This is a genomic window from Streptomyces ficellus (genome assembly GCF_009739905.1).
In the GTDB taxonomy this organism is placed as follows: domain Bacteria; phylum Actinomycetota; class Actinomycetes; order Streptomycetales; family Streptomycetaceae; genus Streptomyces; species Streptomyces ficellus_A.
The window spans coordinates 845,322-867,037 of sequence record NZ_CP034279.1; the positions used below are offsets into that span (position 1 = coordinate 845,322).

15 protein-coding genes are annotated in these 21,716 nt (G+C 74.4%); 8 read left to right on the forward strand and 7 right to left on the reverse strand.

Annotated features, from left to right (window positions below):
• Positions 1-109: 109 nt before the first annotated feature.
• The gene (locus EIZ62_RS03655; protein WP_156691271.1) at positions 110-595 is read right to left on the reverse strand and encodes a hypothetical protein; all 486 of its coding nucleotides are present in this window, start codon (positions 593-595) and stop codon (positions 110-112) included.
• Entirely contained in the window at positions 592-2,034 is a 1,443-nt protein-coding gene (locus tag EIZ62_RS03660) for a WGR domain-containing protein (protein ID WP_156691272.1), read from the reverse strand. The genes EIZ62_RS03655 and EIZ62_RS03660 overlap by 4 nt, the downstream gene beginning before the upstream one ends.
• A 135-nt stretch (positions 2,035-2,169) precedes the next feature.
• Here EIZ62_RS03660 and EIZ62_RS03665 point away from each other — a divergent pair, with 135 nt between their 5' ends.
• Both EIZ62_RS03665 and EIZ62_RS03670 read left to right on the forward strand, forming a co-directional pair.
• Positions 2,170-2,817, forward strand: coding sequence for a class I SAM-dependent DNA methyltransferase (locus EIZ62_RS03665; protein ID WP_156691273.1), 648 nt, complete (start codon positions 2,170-2,172; stop codon positions 2,815-2,817).
• 135 nt (positions 2,818-2,952) lie between these two features.
• Positions 2,953-3,720: a peptidoglycan recognition protein family protein gene (locus tag EIZ62_RS03670; RefSeq protein ID WP_156691274.1), complete on the forward strand. Its 768-nt coding sequence runs from the start codon at positions 2,953-2,955 to the stop codon at positions 3,718-3,720.
• A 292-nt stretch (positions 3,721-4,012) separates the two neighbouring features.
• Here EIZ62_RS03670 and EIZ62_RS03675 read toward each other — a convergent pair whose 3' ends face one another.
• On the reverse strand, positions 4,013-4,729 hold the full coding sequence (locus EIZ62_RS03675) for a CAP domain-containing protein (protein WP_167536327.1): 717 nt from the start codon (positions 4,727-4,729) through the stop codon (positions 4,013-4,015).
• Between the two features lie 324 nt (positions 4,730-5,053).
• On the opposite strand from EIZ62_RS03675, the gene EIZ62_RS31870 reads away from it, so the two are divergent.
• The 6 genes from EIZ62_RS31870 to EIZ62_RS03705 all read left to right on the forward strand — a co-directional run bounded on the left by EIZ62_RS31870 (position 5,054) and on the right by EIZ62_RS03705 (position 16,201).
• Positions 5,054-5,332 (forward strand): acyl carrier protein, encoded by a 279-nt coding sequence (locus tag EIZ62_RS31870; protein ID WP_167536328.1) that lies wholly within the window; start codon positions 5,054-5,056, stop codon positions 5,330-5,332.
• Complete coding sequence (locus EIZ62_RS03685) at positions 5,329-7,005, forward strand: amino acid adenylation domain-containing protein (protein ID WP_156691276.1); 1,677 nt, start codon at positions 5,329-5,331, stop codon at positions 7,003-7,005. Before EIZ62_RS31870 ends, EIZ62_RS03685 begins: the two co-directional genes overlap by 4 nt.
• Positions 7,002-11,642, forward strand: a complete 4,641-nt coding sequence (locus tag EIZ62_RS03690; protein ID WP_156691277.1) for a non-ribosomal peptide synthetase — start codon at positions 7,002-7,004, stop codon at positions 11,640-11,642. The genes EIZ62_RS03685 and EIZ62_RS03690 overlap by 4 nt, the downstream gene beginning before the upstream one ends.
• Positions 11,643-11,679: 37 nt before the next feature.
• Positions 11,680-13,899, forward strand: a complete 2,220-nt coding sequence (locus EIZ62_RS03695) for an NADP-dependent isocitrate dehydrogenase (protein WP_156691278.1) — start codon at positions 11,680-11,682, stop codon at positions 13,897-13,899.
• Positions 13,900-14,287: 388 nt separating this feature from the next.
• Positions 14,288-15,529, forward strand: a complete 1,242-nt coding sequence (locus EIZ62_RS03700; protein ID WP_156691279.1) for a globin domain-containing protein — start codon at positions 14,288-14,290, stop codon at positions 15,527-15,529.
• 36 nt (positions 15,530-15,565) lie between these two features.
• The gene (locus tag EIZ62_RS03705) at positions 15,566-16,201 is read left to right on the forward strand and encodes a pyridoxamine 5'-phosphate oxidase family protein (protein ID WP_156691280.1); all 636 of its coding nucleotides are present in this window, start codon (positions 15,566-15,568) and stop codon (positions 16,199-16,201) included.
• A 97-nt stretch (positions 16,202-16,298) separates the two neighbouring features.
• On the opposite strand, the gene EIZ62_RS03710 is transcribed toward EIZ62_RS03705, so the two are convergent.
• From EIZ62_RS03710 to sbnB, 4 genes are all read right to left on the reverse strand, one after another.
• Positions 16,299-17,474: a benzoate/H(+) symporter BenE family transporter gene (locus EIZ62_RS03710; RefSeq protein WP_156696186.1), complete on the reverse strand. Its 1,176-nt coding sequence runs from the start codon at positions 17,472-17,474 to the stop codon at positions 16,299-16,301.
• A 107-nt stretch (positions 17,475-17,581) separates the two neighbouring features.
• On the reverse strand, positions 17,582-18,787 hold the full coding sequence (locus EIZ62_RS03715) for a trans-sulfuration enzyme family protein (RefSeq protein WP_156691281.1): 1,206 nt from the start codon (positions 18,785-18,787) through the stop codon (positions 17,582-17,584).
• A complete protein-coding gene (locus tag EIZ62_RS32705; RefSeq protein ID WP_156691282.1) occupies positions 18,784-20,712 on the reverse strand; it encodes an FAD/NAD(P)-binding protein in 1,929 nt (642 codons plus the stop codon). Before EIZ62_RS32705 ends, EIZ62_RS03715 begins: the two co-directional genes overlap by 4 nt.
• Entirely contained in the window at positions 20,706-21,707 is a 1,002-nt protein-coding gene (gene sbnB / locus EIZ62_RS32115) for a 2,3-diaminopropionate biosynthesis protein SbnB (RefSeq protein ID WP_156691283.1), read from the reverse strand. The genes EIZ62_RS32705 and sbnB overlap by 7 nt, the downstream gene beginning before the upstream one ends.
• Between the last annotated feature and the right edge of the window lie 9 nt (positions 21,708-21,716).

Consider the following 21,716-nt stretch of genomic DNA (forward strand, 5'->3'; position numbering starts at 1 on the left):
CTGTCGCCCCCGGCGCCCCGGGGCAACCGTGGTGCTGCGCCGTACGGATGAGGGGGCGCCCGGAGCGGGGCGCGGAGCCGGTACCCGCCGCCCTGCCCGCCCGGGGGCGTCACATGTCACGCCCGGGGGCGGGCAGGGGCTCCACCTGGAGGAAGCGGCGCCTGCGCGGGCCCCGGTACAGCAGGGCCTCCCAGCCCAGCCGGTCCAGGACCCGGGCGCACCGGCCCAGGGCGTCTTCCTCCTCGTGCGCCGCCCCGCCCCCCGGCGGGCCCAGCCACTCCACCCGCACCGTCCCCGGCTCCTCCTCCGGACCGACGCGGTAGCCCGTCGCCACGCGCCGCCCCTCCGCGTCGACGGCCGACGGAGCCGTCCCGGCCGCCTCCAGGGCCAGGGCGACCGCCCTGACCGGCCGGTTGCGCTCCCACACCGCGGGCACCGCCTCGGGGTCACCGCCCCCGGTGTTGGTCAGGCGCCGGATCTGCAGCAGCCCCTCGAACGCCACCCGCACCCCGGCCGCCCGGCGCTCCGCCGCCCCGGGGGTCACCGGCGGCGCGGGGCCGTCGCCCGTCGCGGCCTCGAACGACTCGTCGGTCACCGCAGCCTCCTGATGTCACCCCGCACACGGTAGAAGCCTCCCGAGGCGGGGTGCAGCGCGTCCACCACGTACCGCGCGCCGGCCTCCCGTATCGCCCGCGGGAACTGGACGTTCCACGACCGGTCGTAACCGTCCGACAGCACGTGCACCCGCATCCGGCCGCCTTCCTGGACGCACTCCACGACCACCGCGCCGGCGGGCGCGGCCGTCACCGTCGTCACCGAGGCGGCGGCGGTGGCCGGCGCGTACGTGGGCAGGGCGGCGGCCAGCTTCACGTCCCGGGCGACGGGCACCGTGCCCTGCTGGGCGGCCGCGATCGCCGCCTCGCTCGCGTCCACGCACACCAGGGAGCCGTCCGTGGTCACCAGGTACAGCCGCTCCTCGTGGTACTGCATCGACAGCGCCGAGCCGCCGCCCGTGCCGAGCTTCCACAGCCGCGTACCGTCCCGGTCGAAGCAATACACCGACGACGCGGAGTCGCCGGCGAACACGAACCGGCCGCCCGGCGAGGTGGCGCACGAGTACACCGCGCTGTCGCAGGCGTACGTCACCTCCAGCGCGCCGTCCCGCTTCGACAGCCGCTGCACCACCCGGTGCCCCGTGCCCGCGTACACCGCGTCGGCCTCCTGCCAGCCGAACAGCACCGCCCCCTTGGTGGGCGTGTGCCACAACTCGCCCCCACCGTCCGGGGCGTAGGCCGTCACGCCCCGGGTGTGGCCGTGGTAGACGGCCCGGTCGTCCGCGCGCACCATCCACGCGTGCTCGCCCCGGCCGCCGCGCGCCCACTGGTGCTCGTCCTCGTGGTCGATGACGGTGAGCCGGCCGCCCCGGTCCGCGACGTTCAGCACGCCCTCGTGGATGTCCAGCCAGAAGATGTCCATGTCGGCCGTGATGTCGTACGCCGCGAACGGCAGTTTCGACGACAGGTCGTACACCCGGCCGTCGTCACAGCCCGCGTAGATCCAGAAGTCGTCCGCGACCAGGCACTTGACGCCGTCGGGCAGGCTGTACCGGGCGAGGACCTCACCGCCGTGGTCCAGCGTGTAGACGTCACCCGCCTGGTTGCCGACCCAGGCGCGCTCGCCGTCCACGTGGATGCCGAACGCCGCCGAGCCCGTACGGAACCGCCACAGCACCGGCGCGACCGACCGCGCGGTGGACGGCGCGGAGGAGACCTGACGCCGGGTGACCGCCCGCGGCGCGCGCCCGCCCGGCACCGCCGGCTCGTACCCCTTGCGCACCTTCTCGCCCACCTTCTTCGCCGCGGCCGCCTGTGCCTTCTGCGGCGTCGAGAACGTCGACGTCTGCGTCTGCCCGGCGGCGCCGATCCGTCCGTAGCGCACGGACACCACCATGCCCTGGACCGTCACCTCGTAGAACTTGTGCGCACCGCCGCCGTCCTGTGACAGCTCCAGATACGTCGTCGACGTCGTCGACATGGCAGACCCCTCCCCAGGACGGACCCCGCGGCCCGATCCGCGAGTCCCACTTCCCGAACCGTAGAAGGCACCACTGACAATCACCGCGCGCCGGGTGCCGGTTGGGGGCGCCGGGGCACCCTCTAGGGTCGGGCCATGACCGAAGCGGACTACGTACAAGACACCAGGCGGTCCTACGACGCCATCGCCACCGACTACGAGGCGTTCGCCGCGGGCGACCTCGACGCCAGGCCGATGGACCGGGCGATGCTCGCCGCGTTCGCGGACACCGTCCGGGACGCCGGTGGCGGGCGGGTCGCCGAGATCGGCTGCGGCACCGGCCGGATCACCGGACACCTGCACTCCCTCGGGCTGGACGTGTTCGGCATCGACCTGTCGCCCGGCATGCTGGAGGTCGCCCGCCGCGCGTACCCGCACCTGCGGTTCGACGAGGGCTCCATGACCGGCCTGGACCTCGCGGACGGCGCCCTCGGCGGTGTCGTCGCCTGGTACTCGCTCATCCACGTCGAACCCGGGCAGGTGCCGGATGTCCTGGACGGCTTCCACCGGGTGCTGGCCCCCGGCGGGCACCTCCTGCTGGCCTTCCAGGTCGGCGACGAGCCGCTCCGCCTCACCGAGGCCTTCGGCCGCACCGTCGCGCTCGACCTCCACCGCTGGTCCCCGGACCGGCTGGCCGGGCTGCTGACCGGGGCGGGGTTCACCGTGGAGGTGCGGATGCTGCGCGAGGCGCACCTGACGGAGAGGACCCCACAGGCCTGCCTGCTGGCCCGCAAGCCGGCCTGACGCGGCCGGGCAGCCACTCGGAGCAGTCCGGCGGGCGGGCGCGGCCGGGCGCGGAGACGATGGCGGGGACCGAGCCCGGTCTCCGGTGGGGTGCGGCACCACCGCGGCCGTGTGCCGACGAGCGGAGGGGGCAGCATGCAGCTCTTGCGGAGGCGCCGGTACCGCAGCGCCGCCGCGCTGGCCGTGCTGGTGCTCCTCGTCGCGACGTCGCTGTGGCTCAACCCCGCCGGGACGCCGCCGGGCAGCGCCTCGTCGTCACCGGAGCGCGAGCGCGCCCGGCAGGCCCGGCACCAGGGGCCCCGGCCCGCGATCGTGCCCCGCCGGGCCTGGCACGCCGAGCGCGTCGACACCGCGCCCCCCGCCCGCTACGCGCCGTCCGTGAGGGCCGCCGTCATCCACCACACCAGCACCCCGAACGGCTACGACTGCGCGTCCGTGCCGCACACCCTGCGCGACCTGTACGCGGGCCACGCCCACGGCAGGAACTGGGACGACCTCGGCTACAACTTCCTGGTCGACGCGTGCGGCACCATCTACGAGGGCCGCGCGGGCGGGGTGGACCGGGCGGTGATCGGTGCGCACACCAAGGGGTTCAACGAGGGGACGGTCGGCGTCGCGGCGATCGGGACGTTCACGCGCGGGGAGACCGTTCCGGAGCCGATGCTCGACGCGATCGCACGCCTGGTCGCCTGGAAGCTCGGACCCCGCGGCCCCGACCCGCGCGGCAGGGTCGCCCTGGTGTCCTCGCACGACGAGGCGCGCTACCCGAAGGGGACGAAGGTGCTGCTGCCGGTGGTCGGCGGTCACGCGGACGGCTACGCCACCCGCTGCCCGGGCGCCGCCCTGCACGCCAAACTGCCCGACATCGGCGCCCGGGCGGCCCGTATCCAGCGGCGCTCGTGATCAATAGACCTAGGTCGTGTCCGTAACGTCTCGCCTGGCCCGTGACGCCCTGCACGCACTGTCGCCGCGTTGTCGTCGGTCGCCATGGCTCCGCCATGTCTCCCTCCTCCGCCTTGCGACAGCACGCACCGGACGCCACGGCCCCCGCCCTCCGGGCGGACGCCGATACTTTCCGGACACTCCCCAGGACGTGCTCCGGGCCGGCCGACCTCCGAATGTCCACCCGGAAGTCCGGGGTACGGGGCCGGGCGGGCGGCCACCCGGGGACCCGGCCCGGGCGGCCGGCGCCGGGTCAGCCGGCCGTGCCGAAGTTCTGCACCCACCACGGGCCGTTGGAGCGGAGGTTCACGCCCACGCCGACGTCCCTGAACGCGCAGTTCACGACGTTCTTGCGGTGCCCGGCGCTGGCCATCCAGTCCCGCATGGCACGGGTGGGGCTCTTGACCCCGCGGTGGATGTTCTCGCCCCAGGTCTGCCAGGTGTAGCCGGCCGCCTCCATGCGGTCACCCGCGTCGCGCCCCTCGGGGCTGTCGTGCCCGTAGTAGCCGCGGGCCGCCATGTCGTCGGCGTGGCCCTGGGCGGCCTCCTGGAGGCGGCCGTCCGTCCGGAGCGCCCGGCAACCGGCCTTCGCGCGTTCCGCGTTGACCAGGGCGAGGATCCGCTCGGCGTACGTCGCGGCGGCGCCCCCCGCCAGGGCGCGGCGGGTCCGGGGCGTGCCGGCGTCGCCGTACGCCGAGGTGGGCAGGGCCCTCGGGGCGGTGGCGGGCGTGGAGGCCGGAGCCGTGGCCGGCGGCCTGCCGGGCGGCGCGGGTACGGCGTGGAGGCCGGCCCGGGTGGTGCCCGGGGCCCGTCCCGTGTCCTTGGTTATCAGGACGCCGGTGACCACGGCGGCCGCCACCACCGTGGTGACGACCGCGATTCCGGCGCCCGGGTGGGTCCGGACGGGGCGTTCCGGCTGACGGCGTCGGTCGCCGTCGTGGCGATCCGCCTGGTGGGGGCGCTGCTGCACGGGGGCTCCGCTCTGCTCCGAAGGTGCCGGCCGGCCCGGCACGGGGGAAGTGAAGACTTCCGTGCGCGCGTCCGCCGGAAACCGCCGTCCCGGCGAGACGACCCGCGTGAGCCGCCCCGTCCGCCGACCGGCCGCCCCCGGTCCGAACGCGCCGGTCATGGGGCAGGATGGGCGCAGACTCGCCGGACCCCACCGACAAGGCCCGTTCGGCGGTTGCGAATTCAGAGCCGAGACCACGCCGACAACAAGCCGAGATCAAGCCGGATCAACCCGAGACCGGGCCCGGGAGAGCAGAAGGGGACATCCAGGGTGTCAGCCCCCCACGTGAGCACGGAGAGCGCCTCGCCCACCGAACGAGTCACGGACGTCGTGCTGTCCGTCGTGGCCGAGGTGACCGGCGCCGGACCCCACCGGCTGACGGACGGTTTCTACGATCTCGGCGGCACGTCGCTGGACGCCATACGCATATGCCTGCGCGTCGGCCGTGAGCTGGGCGTGGACGTCCCCCCGGAGACCCTGCTGGACAGCGAGGACCTCGCCGACTTCGCGACGGTCGTCGCCACGGCCACCGCCGCCGCGACCACACCGGGGAGCGACCGGTGAGCGCCACCGTAGCCCCGGGCGCACCCCCCGTATCGCCTGGGACGCCGCCCGGCACGTCCCCGGAACCGGAACCGGAACCGGGCGCGGCCTCGGAGCCCGGGGCGTCCCTGATCCATGAGGCGGTCGCGCGCCACGCCGCGCACCGGCCGGACGCGGTCGCCCTGGTCGACGGTGACCGCCGCGTCGGGTACGCGGAGCTGGACGCGGCGGCCGAGGCCTGGGCGGCCGCGCTGCTGGAGCGGGGCGCCGGACCGGGCGTGTTCGTCCCGGTCGTGCTGCGGCGTTCCGCGACGCTGGTGGCGGCCCTCCTCGGCGTACTGAAGACCGGTGCCGCCTACGCGGCGCTGGACCCCGACTGGCCCGCCGAGCGGCTGCGCTCGGTGGCGGGCATGCTCGCGCCCCGGGTGACGGTGGCGGCGGAGGGGCGGGACGGCTGGGCGGACGGCGTGCTGTGCCCGCCCGCGGCCCACGGGCTGCTCCCCCGCGACGCGACGGCCGCCCCGCCGACGCGCCGGGGGGCGGAGGGGAGCGCGGCGCGGCCGCCGGTGGACGGGTCCTGTCCCGCCACGGTCTTCTTCACCTCCGGCACCACCGGCCGTCCCAAGGCGGTGGTGTCCGGGCACCGGGCCACGCTGAGTCTGCTCGGCGGCTGCTTCGAGCCGTTCACCGTCACCGCCGGCGGCCCGGGGCGGCCGGTGATGCCCCAGGCCGCCCCGGTCTCCTGGGACGGCTTCACGCTGGAGGCGTGGGGGCCGCTGATCAACGGCGGGACCAGTGTGCTCATCGACGGCGGCTACCTGATGCCCGGCACGCTGCGCACGCTCGTGGAACGCGAAGGGGTGGACACGGTCTGGCTCACCGCGTCACTGTTCCACCTGTTCGTCGACGAGGACCCCGGCTGCTTCGAGGGGCTGCGCCACGTCCTGACGGGCGGGGAACGGCTCTCCGTGCCGCGGGTGCGGGCGTTCCTCGACCGCCACCCGTCCGTCCGGCTGACCAACGGTTACGGGCCGGTCGAGACGTGCGTGTTCGCCACGGCCCGCCGGGTTCGCCGCTCCGACTGCGACGTCCCGTCCGGGATCCCGGTCGGGGAGCCGGTACCCGGCCGCCGGGTGCACCTCCTGACCGGCGGCCGGCCGGCCGCGCCGGGGGCCACCGCGGAGATCTGCGTCTCGGGCGACGGCATCGCCCTGGGCTACCTGGGCGACGCGGAACTGACCGCCCGCGCCTTCCCGACCGTCACCGTCGACGGCGTACCCACCCGGATGTACCGCACCGGGGACCTCGGGTTCCAGGACCCCGACGGCGTCGTGCACTTCACGGGCCGCGCCGACCGGCAGGTCAAGGTGCGCGGTCACCGGGTCGAGCCGGAGGAGGTGGAGGCCGTCGTGCGCACCGTGGCGGGCGTGGCCGACTGCGCGGTCGTCCCCGTCCCCGGTGCCAGTGGGGGGCACGAGCGCCTGGCGCTGTTCTACACGTGGGCGCCCGCCGGCGATCCGCCGCCTCCCCGCGCCGTACGCCGGGGACTGGCCGGCCGGCTGCCCCGTCATCTCGTGCCGGACCTGGTGCGCGAGCTGGCGGAACTGCCGCTCACCGCGAACGGGAAGCTGGACCGGGCCGCGCTGCTGCGCACGCTCCGGCCGGCCGGCGACGGCACGGAGGCCGGGGCGTGACCGCGTACGGGGCCGAGGGAGCCGCGTACGGGGACGAGGGCGCCGCGTACGGGGACGAGGGCGCCGCCGCTTCCGCCGTCCATCCGATGTCGTTCGAGCAGGAGTCGATCTGGCTCAACGACCAGTTCCAGTCCGGCGCCGGACGCTATGTCGAGTCGTGGATCCACCGCCTGCGCGGCGACATCGATGTCCGGGCCGTCGAGGCCGCGCTGACGGGGGTCGTCGCACGCCACGAACCGCTGCGCACCGCCCTGGTGCTGGCGGACGGCCGTACGGTGCAGCGCGTGTTCCCGGCGGCGCCGGTTCCGCTGGCCGTCCGGGACGTCGGCCCCGGCGGGGTGGCCGCGGCGGTCCGGGCGGCCGTGTCCGGGCCCCTGCCCGCGGACCGGCCACCGCTGCTGCGGGCGACGCTGCTCCGCACCGGCGAGCGGGACGCGGTCCTGGCGGTGGCCCTGCACCACGCGGCGATCGACGGCTGGTCGTTCCGCCTGCTCGACCAGGAGTTCAGCGAGCTGTACGGGGCGGCGGTGGAGAACCGGCCGCCCGACCTGCCCGCCCTGGAGACGACGTACGGCGACTACGCCCGCGCCCAGCGACGGCCGGCGGGCACGGCACCACAAGCACCGCACGCCCCACACGCGCCGGGCGGGCCGCCGCACGCGCCGGAAACGCCCGGAGAGCCGGGCGCGGCCGACCCGGACATGGACTACTGGCGCCGGACGCTCGCGGGGGCGCCCGCGGAGTCGGCCTTCCCGCTGGACCGGCCCCGTCCGGTGGAGCCGGACCACCGGGGCGAGCTGATCGAGTTCTCCGTCGGCGCCGACCTCGGCGACGCCGTGCGCGCCGCCTGCCGCGCGCTCCGTACGACACCGTTCGTGCTGTTCACCGCGGTCCTGACCGTCCTCGTGCACCGGCTCGGCGGTCAGGACGACATCGTGCTGGGCACGCCGGTCACCCGGCGGGACCGGCTGGAGCTGGAACCGCTGATCGGCTGCCTCAGCGACGTCATGCCGTTGCGTCAGCGCCTGCGCCCGGGGCAGACGTTCAGGGAGCTGGTGAAGCAGAGCGCCGGGTGCGTACGCGGGGCGGCGGCGCACCGTCACGTCCCGCACAGCAGGCTGGTCGCGGAGCTGGCGGGCGAGCGGGTGCCGGGGCGGTTCCCGCTGTTCCAGGTGGTGTTCACGGTCGACGACGCGGGCGCGCCCGGGCTGGGGCTGCCGGGCGTGGTGGCCGAACGCCTCCACGCTCACAACGGCACGGCCAAGTTCGACGTGTTCCTCGAGCTCGTCCCGCGCGGGGACGGCGGTTACCGGGCCCTGATGGAGTACGCCACCGGCGTCCTCGACGCGTCGACCGCGCGCCGGCTCACCGGGCGCTTCCTGACCCTGCTCGCCGACGCCACCGCGAACCCGGACGCCGCCGTCGACGACCTCGCCGTCATGCCCGGACCGGAACGCCGGCTGGTCACCGAGGACTTCAGTCGCGGCACGGAGGCGGGAGGGCCCTCCGGTCCGCTCCCCCACGCGCACGAGCTGGTGGCCCGCACGGCGCGGTCGGTGCCGGACGCCCCGGCCGTGACGCACGCCGGGCGGACCCTGACGTACGGCGAACTGCGGGCCGCCTCCGCCGCCCAGGCCCGGTGGCTGGTGTCCCGGGGACTGGCCGGTGCGCGGATCGGCGTCCGCGCCGAGCGGTCGGTGGACACCCTCGTCGCCGTCCTGGCCGTCCTCCGGGCGGGCGGCGCCTGTGTGCCGCTGGATCCGTCCCTCCCGGCCGAACGCACCGTCTTCATGGTGCGCGACAGCGGTGCGGCCGCGGTCCTCACCACCCGTACGACTCCCGCACCGCCCGCCACCGGCGTCCCCCTGCTGTTCCTGGAGGACGTGCCCCCGCCCGCGCCGGACGCCGTCCTGCCCGGGACGTCCCCCGAGGACGTGGCGTACATCGTGTACACCTCCGGCTCGACCGGCCGCCCCAAGGGTGTGGCCCTCCCCCACCGCTCGCTGGCGGCGCTCCTGGACTGGCAGTGCCGGGCCTCCGCCGCCGGGCCCGGCTCGCGCACGCTCCAGTTCGCACCGCTCGGCTTCGACGTGGCGTTCCAGGAGACGTTCGGCACGTGGGCGTGCGGCGGAACGCTCGTCCTGGCGGACGACGGGACGCGGGGCGACCCGCACCGGCTGCTCGACCTCGTCGGGCGGGAGGCGGTGGACCGCCTGTTCCTGCCGTACGTCGCCCTGCAGCAGCTGGCCGAGTACGCCGTGGCCGCGGGCCTCTCCGCCCGGTCGCTGCGCGAGGTGATCACGGCCGGTGAGCAGCTGTACGTCACCCCGGCGATCCGGGCGTTCTTCACCACGGCCTGTCCGGGGGCGCTCCTGGAGAACCAGTACGGTCCCTCCGAGACCCATGTGGTCACCGCCCACCGCCTCTCCGGAGCGCCGGCCGGGTGGCCGGACCGGCCGCCGATCGGCCGCCCGGTGCCGGGGAGCCGGGTGTACGTCCTGGACGACCGGCTGCGGCCGTGTCCGGTCGGCACGGTCGGGGAGATCTGCGTCGCCGGTGACTCCGTCGCCCTCGGCTACCTCTCGGGAGAGCCCACGGGCGTCCGCCGTTTCGTGCCCGACCCCTTCGGCCGCCCGGCCGGGTCGGGGGGCCTCCTGTACCGCACAGGGGACCGGGGGCGCTTCCGGGCCGACGGCACCATCGAGTTCCTCGGCCGGGACGACGACCAGGTCAAGATCCGCGGCTACCGGGTCGAGCCCGGCGAGGTCGAGGCCGCGCTGAAGGCCGTACCGGGCGTGACGGACGCCGTCGTGCACGCCGTCGCCACCGACGGGGAGGGCGCCCCGGCGGCGGGGGGCGAGCGGGCGGCGGCCGGACCGGCGGAGAAGCGGCTCGTGGCGTACTTCACCTCGGCGGCGGGCGCCGCGGAGCCGGCGCCCGAGCGGGTGCGCGCGGCGCTGGTGGAGCGGCTCCCGCGCCACCTCGTGCCGGCGTCCGTCGTCCGCGTGCCGGAGTTCCCGCTCACCGCGAGCGGCAAGACGGACCGTGCGGCGGTGCACCGGCTGCACGGCGCCGGCACCACCCCGCGTCCGTCGCCGGGCCCGCACGAGGAGCACGGCGGCGGGGCGCGGGCCGGCGGTCTGGCGGCGATCTGGGCCGAGGTCCTGCGTACCGGCGTGACGAGTACGTCCGGTGCGAGCGGCGCGGCCGACCCGGACCAGTCGTTCTTCGCCCTCGGCGGCGACTCGCTGCTGGCCGTGCGGCTGTCCGTCCGCCTCCGCACCGAGCTGGGGCTGGACGTCCGGCCCGCCGACGTCGTCGCTGCCCCCACGCTCGGCGCCCTGACCGCGCTCGCCACCGCGCGCGGCCGGGCGGTGCCGGCCCTTGGTCCGGCGACGCTCGACGCGGGCGTCGTGCCCGCGCGGGAGGTGGTGCGGGTGGCCCGGGAGCCGCGCCGGGTGCTGCTGACCGGGGCGACCGGGTTCCTGGGCGCGTTCATTCTGCGGGACCTGCTGGTGCGGACGGAGGCGGTCGTGCACTGTCTCGTCCGCACCGGGGAGCCGGTCCTCGGGACGTCGGTCGCCGGGGAGCCGGTCGCCGGGGCGGAGGCCGTGGCGGGCAAGCGGATCCGCGCCGCGCTGGAGCGGTACCGGCTGTGGGACGACTCCCTCGCGCACCGCGTCGTGGCCGTGCCCGGCGATCTGGCGCTGCCCCGGCTGGGGCTGGACCGGGACCGGTTCGACGAGCTGGCGCGGACGGTCGACGCGGTGTTCCACGCGGGCGCCGAGGTGAACCTGGCGTACGGCTACGAGCGGCTGGAGGCGGCCAACGTCGGCGGGACCGCCGAGGTCCTGCGCCTGGCGGCCGCCCACCGCACGGTGCCGGTGCACCACGTGTCGACCGTCGGGGTCTTCCCGGGGGCCGGACCGCCCGCGGGCCGCGTCCTGCCCGCCGAGCCGCTGGGCGACGTGACGCGGCTGCGCAACGGGTACGCCGAGTCGAAGTGGGTGGCCGAGACCCTCGTCGCCCGGGCCCGGGAGCGGGGTCTGCCGGTCACGGTGTACCGGCCCACGAGGATCGGCGGCTCCAGCGTCACGGGGGTGTGCCAGCGGTCCGACTTCCTGTGGCTGCTCGTGAAGGGCTGTGTCCAGGCGGGTCTGGCGCCCGCGGACTACGTCTCGGACTTCGACCTGGTGCCGGTGGACCACGTCAGCGGGGCGATCACCGCGCTCGCCGCCGACCCCGGGGCGGCCGGAGGGACGTTCCACCTGTCCAGCGAGCGGCTGCGGCCGTTCACCGGGATCACGGCCACGCTGAGGTCGCTGGGCTACCGGCTGGACGACGTGCCGCTGGAGGTCTGGCACCGCCACGTCGAGGGGCGGCCGGGGAACGCGGCGTACCCGCTCCTCGGCCTCCTTCCGCCGACGGGCACGGCACGGCCGGCAGGCTCGCCGCTGTTCGACTCCTCCGCCACCCGGGAGGCGCTCCGGGGCTCGACCGTGATCCCGCCGGACGTCGATAGCGCCCTTTTCGAGCGTTATGTTCGCTTTTTCGTGGAGGAGGGCTTCCTCCCGCCACCGCCCGCCGGAAAGGACCCGGACCGCTGTCGAGCAGACCTCGATCACGAGATATCTTGATGTCGAGCAATGTTGCAGACGTGGAGCGGAGCACCCGGTGACTGACTCGACCATCATCTACACACACACTGACGAGGCCCCGGCCCTGGCCACGCACTCGTTCCTGCCCGTGATCCAGGCGTACGCCTCGACCGCCGGGGTCAGCGTGGAGACCAGGGACATCTCCCTGGCAGGCCGGATCATCGCGGGCTTCCCGGAGTACCTCCAGGAGGGGCAGCGCATCGACGACGCGCTCGCCGAGCTCGGCGAGCTGGCCAAGACGCCCGATGCGAACATCATCAAGCTGCCGAACATCTCGGCCTCGATCCCGCAGCTGAAGGCGGCCGTCGCCGAGCTCCAGGAGCAGGGCTACGCGCTCCCGGACTACCCGGACGACCCGAAGACCGACGAGGAGCGGGACATCCGCGCCCGTTACGACAAGGTCAAGGGCAGCGCCGTGAACCCGGTCCTGCGCGAGGGCAACTCCGACCGGCGCGCTCCCGCGTCGGTCAAGAACTACGCCAAGACCCACCCGCACCGCATGGGCGCGTGGACCGGCGAGTCGAAGACCAACGTGGCGACCATGGGCCAGAACGACTTCCGCTCCACCGAGAAGTCCGTGGTGATCTCCGAGGCCGGCTCGCTCCGCATCGAGCTGGCGGGCGACGACGGCTCCACCACCGTCCTGCGCGAGTCGGTCCCCGTCCTCGCGGGCGAGGTCGTCGACGCGTCCGTGATGCGGGTCGCCGCGCTGCGCGAGTTCCTGACCGCGCAGGTCGCCCGGGCCAAGGCGGAGGGCGTGCTGTTCTCCGTGCACCTGAAGGCGACGATGATGAAGGTCTCCGACCCGATCGTCTTCGGCCACGTCGTACGCGCCTTCTTCCCGAAGACGTTCGCGAAGTACGGCGAGGCGCTCGCCGCGGCCGGCCTGACCCCGAACGACGGCCTCGGCGGCATCTTCAAGGGCCTGGAGGGCCTGCCCGAGGGCGCCGAGATCAAGGCGTCCTTCGACGCCGAGCTCGCCGAGGGCCCGGAGCTCGCCATGGTGGACTCCGACAAGGGCATCACCAACCTGCACGTCCCGTCCGACGTCATCGTCGACGCCTCGATGCCGGCCATGATCCGCACCTCCGGCCACATGTGGGGCCCGGACGGCCAGGAGGCCGACACCCTCGCGGTGCTGCCGGACAGCAGCTACTCCGGCGTCTACCAGGTCGTCATCGACGACTGCCGCGCCAACGGCGCCTACGACCCCTCGACGATGGGCACCGTTCCCAACGTCGGTCTGATGGCGCAGAAGGCCGAGGAGTACGGCAGCCACGACAAGACCTTCGAGATCCCGGTCACGGGCACCGTCCGCCTGGTCGACGAGGCCGGCGACGTCGTCATCGAGCAGGCCGTGTCGGCCGGTGACATCTTCCGCGCCTGCCAGACCAAGGACGCCCCGATCAAGGACTGGGTGAAGCTGGCCGTCACCCGCGCCCGCGCGACCGGGGACCCGGCGGTCTTCTGGCTCGACGAGACCCGCGCGCACGACGCCGTGCTCATCAAGAAGGTCGAGCAGTACCTCCCGGAGCACGACACCGAGGGCCTGGACATCCGCGTCATGTCCCCGGTCGAGGCGACCAAGCTGTCCGTCGAGCGGATCCGCCGCGGCGAGAACACCATCTCGGTCACCGGCAACGTGCTGCGCGACTACCTGACCGACCTGTTCCCGATCCTGGAGCTGGGCACCAGCGCCAAGATGCTGTCGGTCGTCCCGCTGATGAACGGCGGCGGCCTCTTCGAGACGGGCGCCGGCGGCTCCGCGCCGAAGCACGTCCAGCAGCTGGTCAAGGAGGACTACCTGCGCTGGGACAGCCTGGGCGAGTTCCTGGCGCTCGCGGTCAGCTTCGAGCACCTCGCGCAGACCAAGGGCAACGCCCGCGCCCAGGTCCTGGCCGACACGCTGGACCGCGCCACCGCGACGTTCCTCAACGAGGACAAGTCGCCGAGCCGTCGCCTCGGCGGCATCGACAACCGCGGCAGCCACTTCTACCTCGCCATGTACTGGGCGCAGGAGCTGGCCCGGCAGACGGACGACGCGGAGCTCGCCAAGGCGTTCGCCCAGCTCGCCCAGACGCTCACGGAGCAGGAGGAGACGATCGTCGGTGAACTGATCGCGGTCCAGGGCAAGCCGGCCGACATCGGCGGCTACTACCACCCGGACCCGGCCAAGGCCTCGGCCGTCATGCGCCCGTCGGCGACGTTCAACCAGGCGCTCGCCACCCTGGCCTGACGCCCCCGCGGCGCTCCCGCCCGCACCCCTGCGACCGCCCCGACCGGCACCCCCGGCCGGGGCGGTCGCCGTTTGGTTCCGTCGGCCCCACGCCGCCCGGACCGACCGGCCCGGTGCGCGCCACGCTCCGGTCCGGCGCGACCGGGGCCGGAACCCGTCCCGGAACCCGTCCTGGAGCGCCCGGTACGGCTTCCGATTCGGTCCTTTCCGGCCAAATACCTTGGCTACTTCTGAGTCACCCACACGGTCCTGTAGCGTCCGGAACCGCTTGATCCGTTTCCGCGTTCCGCCGCCCGTGAGGACTCATGACCGTCACCTTCGACGCCCCGGACACCACGCCCCGCCGCACCCTGAGGAGACCGGGGCCCGATGGAGGAGCGCCGCACCCGTGAGGTTCCGGATCACCCGCGCGAACGGCGCACCGGCGCGCACCCCGTCCGGGGACACGGCGCCCTCCCCCGCCGCGTCCCACGACGTGCCCCGGGCCGCCGAGGCACCCTTGTCGGCCCGCGAGACGGAGCTGATACGGGGCTCCGCCGCCGCGGTCGCACCCGTCGCGGCGGACATGACGGTCTACTTCTACGCGATCCTCTTCTCCCGTCACCCCGAGGTCCGCTCGCTGTTCCCGCCGGCGATGGACGCCCAGCGCGGGCGCCTGCTGCGCGCGCTGCTGCGCATCGTGGACCTGGTCGACGACCCCGGGAACCTGACGCGCTTCTGTGACCGCCTCGGACGTGACCACCGCAAGTTCGGCACCGTCGCCGAGCACTTCCCCGCCGTGGGCGCGTGCCTCCTCGACTCCCTGGCGCGCTACGCCGGGCCCGCCTGGACGGCGGAGACCGCCGCGGCCTGGACGAAGGCGTACGGCGCGGTCGCCGGGCTCATGATCCGTGCCGCCGAGGAGGACGCCGCGGTGCGGCCGGCGGTGTGGCCCGCCACGGTGGTGCGGCACGTCCCGCGCGGACACGGCATCGCCGAGATCACCGTACGGCCCGACTCGCCCTACTCCTACGCCGCCGGGCAGTACGTCAGCGTCGAGACGCCCTGGTGGCCCCGGCAGTGGCGCTCGTACTCCCCCGCCAACGCACCGCGCGAGGACGGCACCCTCACCTTTCACGTGCGCGCGGTGGCCGGCGGCTCCGTCAGCACCGCGCTGGTGCACCGCTCCCGGGTCGGTGACCGTCTCACCCTGGGTCCCGCGACGGGTGACATGGTGCTGGACACCGCCGTCTTCGAGAACCTGCTCTGCGTGGCGGGAGGCACCGGGCTCGCTCCGGTGCGCGCCCTCGTGGAGGAGGTCGCCCGCCGCGGCGGGCGCCACCAGGTGGAGCTGTTCCTCGGCGCCCGCACCAGCGCCGAGCTGTACGGGGTCGACGACATGCTCCGGATGGCCCAGCGCCACCACTGGCTGACCATCAGAGGGGCCGTCTCCGACGAGTACACGCCCGGCCTGCGGGGCTCCCTGCCGGAGGTCCTCGCCGAGTACGGCCCGTGGTTCGAGCACGACGTCTACCTCAGTGGCCCGCCCCGGATGATCGTCTCCGCCCGGGAGACACTCACCCTCCACGGCACCCTGCCCGAACGCATCCACCACGATCCGTTCGACGTTCCCGTCCTGTCCATGCCCTGAGCCGTGTGCTCGGCCGCCCCATCAGGAGAACGCCCCGTGACCTTGCCTCCACCGCCCTTCGGATCAGCGGGCGAACACCGGCTGCAGCAGCGGCTGGGCACCACCGAGCGCGCCGCCCGGTTCTACGACCAGCAGGTGCGTCCCTGCCTGACACCGGAGATGCGGGCGTTCATAGGCCGCCAGGCCATGGTCTTCCTGGCCACCGCGGACTCCCGCGGAGAGTGCGACGCCAGCTTCCGCGCCGGCCCGCCCGGTTTCGTCCACGTCCTGGACGACCAGGCGCTCGCCTACCCCGAGTTCCGCGGCAACGGCGTCCTGGCCAGCGCCGGCAACATGACGGAGAACCCGCACCTCGGCATGCTGTTCGTGGACTTCACCCACCACCACGTGGGCCTCCACGTCAACGGCGTGGCCCGGCTCTACGGCGACACCGAGCTGCGGGCCCTGCACCCCACCCTGCCCACCGGCATCGCGCCCGGTCGCGCACCCGAACTCTGGGTGCACCTGCGGGTGGAGGAGGCGTACATCCACTGTTCCAAGTACATCCCGCACCTGGAACCGGCCCCGCGCCCGGCCGGCCACAGCCCCGCGCGGCCGAAGGACGCGGCGTACTTCACCGGCTCGCAGCGGCCCGCGCCCGTCGGCGCCCCGTACCCGTCGACGGAGGGCTGACCGCCCCCGGCTCCGGCGAGCCCGCCTGGCCCGCACGCGGGGCGCACCCGGTCGCCCCGGTGGGCACCGGGGCGGCCGGGTGGCCCGGCGCGCGGGGTCAGCCGGTGGCGGAGCGGGCCCGCCGGCGGGTCAGTACGACATGGGCCACGACGCCGAACACCAGGCCCCAGAAGGCCGATCCGATGCCGAAGAGGGTCATGCCGGACGCGGTGGCCAGGAAGGTGATCAGCGCGGCCTCCCGGTCCTTCTCCTCGGTGACCGCTCCGGCCAGTCCTCCGGCCAGCGCGCCGAAGAGGGCGACACCGGCGATGGCGGCGACCAGTTCCTTCGGCAGGCCCGCGAAGAAGACCACGAGGGTCGTGCCGAAGGCCCCGATGAGGAGGTAGAACGCCCCGCACGCGACACCGGCGACATAGCGGCGCCGGGGGTCGCGGTGCGATTCCGGGCCGGTGCAGATCGCCGCGGTGATCGCCGCGAGGTTGATGGCGTGCGACCCGAAGGGCGCCAGGGCGGTGGACACCAGGCCCGTCGAACCGATCAGCAGCCGGTCGTCGGGCCGGTAGCCGGACGCGGTGAGCACCGCCATGCCCGGGGCGTTCTGCGAGGCCAGGGTCGCCAGGATCATCGGCACCGCGATGCCGATGAGGGAGGCGACGGAGAAGTCGGGCGTCGTCAGCACCGGGCGGGCCAGCTCGACGTGGTCCAGCCGGATGTCCAGCCGCGAGGTCGCCGCGCTGCACGCCACCCCGACCGCCAGGGCGATCAGCACCGCGTAGCGGGGCAGCAGCCGCTTGCCGACCAGGTAGGCGGCCAGGACCGTCCCGGCGATCCAGGGCGCCGTCTTCAGCGAGGTGAACACCCCGGTGCCGAAGGAGAACAGGATGCCCGCGAGCATGGCCGCGACCACGGCCGTGGGCACCTGGCGCATCAGCCGGCCGAACACCCCGGTCAGCCCGACCAGGGTGATCACGACGCCGGTGACGAGGAACGCTCCGATGGCCTCCGCGTAGGAGTAGGCGCCCAGGCTGGTGACCAGGAGGGCGGCGCCCGGCGTCGACCATGCCGTGATGACCGGCATCCTGGTGCGCAGGCTGAGGCCGATGCAGGTCAGGCCGCTGCCTATGGAGATGGCCCAGACCCACGAGCCGGTCTGTGCCGTGTCCAGGTGCCCGGCCGAGGCCGCGGCGAGCACGATGACCAGCGGCCCGGAGTACGAGACGACCACGGCCACGAACCCGGCGAGGACCGCGGACAGCGACATGTCCCGCCACAGCCGCGGGCGGCCGTCCGGGGGTGACGCCGTGGCGGCGCCGCCGGCAGCGTCGGAGTGGGCGGCGGTGCCGGCCTCCCCGGCGCTGCCGGCCTTGGTGGTGTCAGAGCTCAAAGTTCGTCCTTAGCGGCGCGTTCCAATGCCTGCTCCAGGTCGGCCACGAGATCGGTGGGGCTCTCCAGGCCGATGGACAGGCGCAGCATGTCCATCGGAGAGGTGCTGCCCGGTCCCTCAAAGGTGTATCGGTGTTCGATCAGGCTTTCCACCCCGCCCAGGGAGGTTGCCCGGATGAACAGTTCGCAGTACTGGGCCGCGCGCAGCGACCGCTGCCACTCCCCGGCGACGTGCAGGGAGAGCATGCCGCTGAAACCGCCGGTCATCTGCCGGGCGGCGACCTCGTGTCCCAGGTCGCCGGGCAGGCCGGGGTAGGCGACCCGGCTGACCAGGGGGTGGCCGTCGAAGTGCTCGGCCAGCTGCATGGCCGTGGCCGATATCTGCCGCATCCGGGGGTACAGCGTGCGGATGCCGCGCATCAGGAGGTACGTCTCCCAGGGGCCCAGGATCGGGCCGGTCAGCCGCCGGTGCAGCCGCAGCCGCTCCCACAGGGCCGCACGGTGCTCGTCGGGCCCGGGCGCGGCGACCAGGAAGCCGGCGACGACGTCGGTGTGGCCGTTCAGGTACTTCGTACCCGAGTGCATGATCAGGTCGGCGCCCAGCTCGAAGGGGCGGGCGTGCACCGGGGTGGGGACGGTGTTGTCCACGCCGAACAGGGCGCCCGCGCGGTGCGCGATCTCGGCGCACGCCGCCAGGTCGGTCACCAGCCAGGTGGGGTTGGCCGGCGACTCCGCCCACAGCAGGGCGGTCGGCGCCGCCGCCACCGCCGCGGCCACCGCGTCCAGGTCGTCCATGGGGACGCGGACGACCTCGAGGCCGCGCTGCGGCCCGAACTCCAGCAGCCACTTCGTCAGGCCGAAGTACATGGTCTGCGGGACGACGACCCGGGAACCGGCGGGCAGCACCTGGAAGACGGCGGTGGCGGCGGCCATGCCGGACGAGAAGACGAGCGCCTCACTGCCGCCCTCCAGGCCCGCGACCACGTCCTCGGCCTGCTCGTAGCCGGGTGTTCCCTGGTCGCGCAGATAGGCGTGGCCGGCGGGGGTGCGGTACTGGTCGTCGCGGGCGAAGGTGGCGCCCAGCCCGATCGGCGGCGGTACGGCTCCGGTGGTCGGGCAGCGCCAGCCGTCGCCCTGGGCGGCACGGGTCTCGGGACGGTAGTCCCGGGTCCACGGGGTGTAGGTGTCGCGGTTGTTGCTCATGATGTCCTCGCGGTCAGGGCGGTCAGGGCGGTACGCAGAGCCAGTTCGGCGTCACGCAGCGCCCGGGAGGGCGCGCCGGGCGACGGAACGTAGTGGTTGTAGTAGCTGGAGCCCTCGGTGTGCGGGCCGAGGAAGAACAGCCGGGGCTGGACGTCGCCGGCCGGTCCGATGCCCCGGCCCTCCCGGGTGACGCGCAGTCCGGGGACCCGGCCTCCGCGGTCCGCCATGGTGGTGACGCGGCCCGCGGAGACGAGCCGGCCGAGCAGGGAGCCGGGCAGCTCGCCGGCGGCCGGTTCGGCGAGATGGGCCAGGACGACGTGGTCGGCCTCGACGCTCTCCGGCCGGGCCAGACAGGTGGATTCGAGCCGCCACGGCCCCTGCCCGGAGGGGGCGACGAGCCGGGGCCGGGGGCCGGGGCCGATCCGCAGCACCCCGGCGTCCAGCAGCGCCAGCAGTTCAGCCGACCGGTCCAGCTGCGGGCCGATCACCAGACGGTTGACGGTGGGGGTGAAGGTGCCGAAGAAGTACTCCAGCGACGGGTCGTCGACTCCGGGGGCGTCGATCACCGACCGGAGCGCGTCGCGGTGGTCGCGCAGCACCTCCAGGGCTTCCTTGACCGGGCTCACGCCCAGCCCCGCCCGGGCCTCGGCGAGGTCGTCGGCGATCCGGGCGGTGAACCACTCGGTGTAGTCGTCCTGTCCGGGCCACTGCCGGTCGGCGAGCCGTTCGGTGAGGACGCCCCGCAGCGGGAACGGTCCATGGGCGGCGCGCAGTTCGGTCAGCAGCCCTTCACAGCCGGACTCGGCGGCGCGCCGGGCGAACGCGTCGCCCACGCCCTGGACGTCACCGCTCGCGCGGCCCAGCAGGGTCCGGTAATAGGCCAGTTCCATCTCGGCCTCGACCAGCGGCAGCACGTCCTCGGCGAAGGAGATCCGGCCGTCCGGCCGCCGTGCGCGCAGTTCCCGGACACGTTCCGGTGTCAGGGCGAGGGGGGCGAACCGGGTCCGCCCCGGGTGGAGGTGGGGGCGGCTGCGGGACGGCAGGCCGGAGCGGTTGGCGAGCACGATCAGCGGTTCGTCGCCGCTGGGGACGTAGCGCGTGCGGCCCTCGTCGGTCTTCTCGTGCCGGCCGCCGCGGCCCAGGGTCAGGGACGCGATGACGTCCATGGCGGTCAGCCCCATGCCGAGGACCGCGACGCGGTCGCCGGGTGCGATCCCGTCCAGGGCCGTGGGCAGCGGGTACGGGCGGGTGATCAGCCGTGGCTCGGCCGGCGGTGGGGCCGGCAGGTAGAGCGAGTGGTGCCCGACGGTGACGAAGACCGCGTCGGCGTCGATGGCGCCGCCGTCGTCGAGGAGGACGGTCTCCCCGCCGCCGGCCGATGGCCGCACCTCGAGGGCGGTGGTGGCGTGCCGTACCAGGGTGAGGCAGGGCGGTGCAGCGGCGACGATGCGCCGCGCGGCCCAGAGCAGGTAGTCGCTCAGCAGCCGGCGGGGCAGGAAGTCGTTGGGCCGGATCTCCCGGCCGTCCGCAGCGTCCTCATGTGCCGCCTCCCGTACGGTGCAGCCGTCCGGCAGCAGGCGCAACTGCCTTTCCCGGCACCACTCGTAGAGCGACGGACCCGGCACGCGCGTGGGTCCGTCGACCATCTCGTCGTCGGCGAAGGCGGTGATCTGCGCGCAGACGGTGTTCAGCAGCAGGTGGTCGGGCTGGTCGTCGGTGTGGAATCCGGGGCCCAGCGGCCGGGTGTCCACCAGGTGCACGGTGACCGGGAACGGGTCCGCCAGGCAGTGGCTGACCAGGCGCTCGATGACGCCCAGGCCGCGTGATCCGGCGCCGACGACCGCGAGGGTGAGGTGGTCGCCGCCGGGGTGGCCGGTGGGCGGGGCGGTAGGCCCGGCCGGCTCGGTGAGGGATGTGGTCACCATCGTCGTGTCTCCCCGAAGAAGTTGGGGACCGCGATGGCCGAGCCGGCCGCGCGCGCCTGTTCCAGTACGTAGGCGCCGACGGCCAGGTCGAGGACGCCGAGGCCGAACGGCGAGAAGATCACCGGACGGTCGGCGGTCACCGGCACGTCGCCGCCCAGCACCCCGGCGAGCGTGCCGGTCACGAAGTCCCGGGAGCCGGTGAGCTGTTCGGCGAGGTGGGGCGAGGTGTTGGCCTTCAGGCAGTGGTCGACGTCGTCGAGGACGTTCTGCGCCGCCAGCACCACCTCGGGCGCCAGGTCCCGCAGCGACACGTTCAGCACGACCTGGCCGGGCTTGAAGGGTGTGGTGACGTACGGTTCCAGCGCGGTCGTGGCGAACACGACGGTCTCGGCCTCCAGCGCGGTGCCGAGGTCGTCGGTGAACGCGGCGGCACGGCGCTGTGTGGAGCGCAGGTGCGCGACCAGTGCCTCGCCCGACTCCCGGTGGAGGTCGTGCACGACGTACGCGTCCGGGGCGACGCCCGCCGCGTGGAGGTAGTCGCAGATGTTGCGGGCGATGACGCCGCCGCCGACGATCGCGACACGGGTCCCGGTGTAGCCGTCCGGACGCAGTGCGGTGGCCGCGACGGCGGCCGACGCGGCGGTGCGGGCCGCGCTGATGTTGGCGGCTTCCAGACAGGCGACCGGGTAGCCGGTCTCGTAGTCGTTGAGGATGAGTACGGCGGAGGCGCGGGGCTTTCCGGCCAGGGTGTTCCTGGGGAAGCTGGCGATCCACTTGATCCCGGCGAGCTGGACGCCGGCGCCGAGATAGGCGGGCAGTGCGATGATCCGGGAGTCGGGCTTGTCGGGGAATCGCAGGAAGTAGCTGTCCGGATTGACGGTTTCCCCTGCTTCATGGCTGCGATAGGCGTCGCTGACGATACCGAGTACTTCGGCACGTTTGCCGTCGAGCACGTCGCGAACGGTTTCGCCCGCCACCACATCGAAGTCGAACACGTTCTTTTC

Excerpts from the sequence above, each read along its gene's own strand:
- EIZ62_RS03660 (WP_156691272.1), bottom strand. The coding sequence starts at position 2,034 with ATGTCGACGACGTCGACGACGTATCTGGAGCTGTCACAGGACGGCGGC.
- EIZ62_RS03665 (WP_156691273.1), top strand. The coding sequence starts at position 2,170 with ATGACCGAAGCGGACTACGTACAAGACACCAGGCGGTCCTACGACGCC.
- EIZ62_RS03670 (WP_156691274.1), top strand. The coding sequence starts at position 2,953 with ATGCAGCTCTTGCGGAGGCGCCGGTACCGCAGCGCCGCCGCGCTGGCC.
- EIZ62_RS03715 (WP_156691281.1), bottom strand. The coding sequence starts at position 18,787 with ATGAGCAACAACCGCGACACCTACACCCCGTGGACCCGGGACTACCGT.
- EIZ62_RS32705 (WP_156691282.1), bottom strand. The coding sequence starts at position 20,712 with ATGGTGACCACATCCCTCACCGAGCCGGCCGGGCCTACCGCCCCGCCC.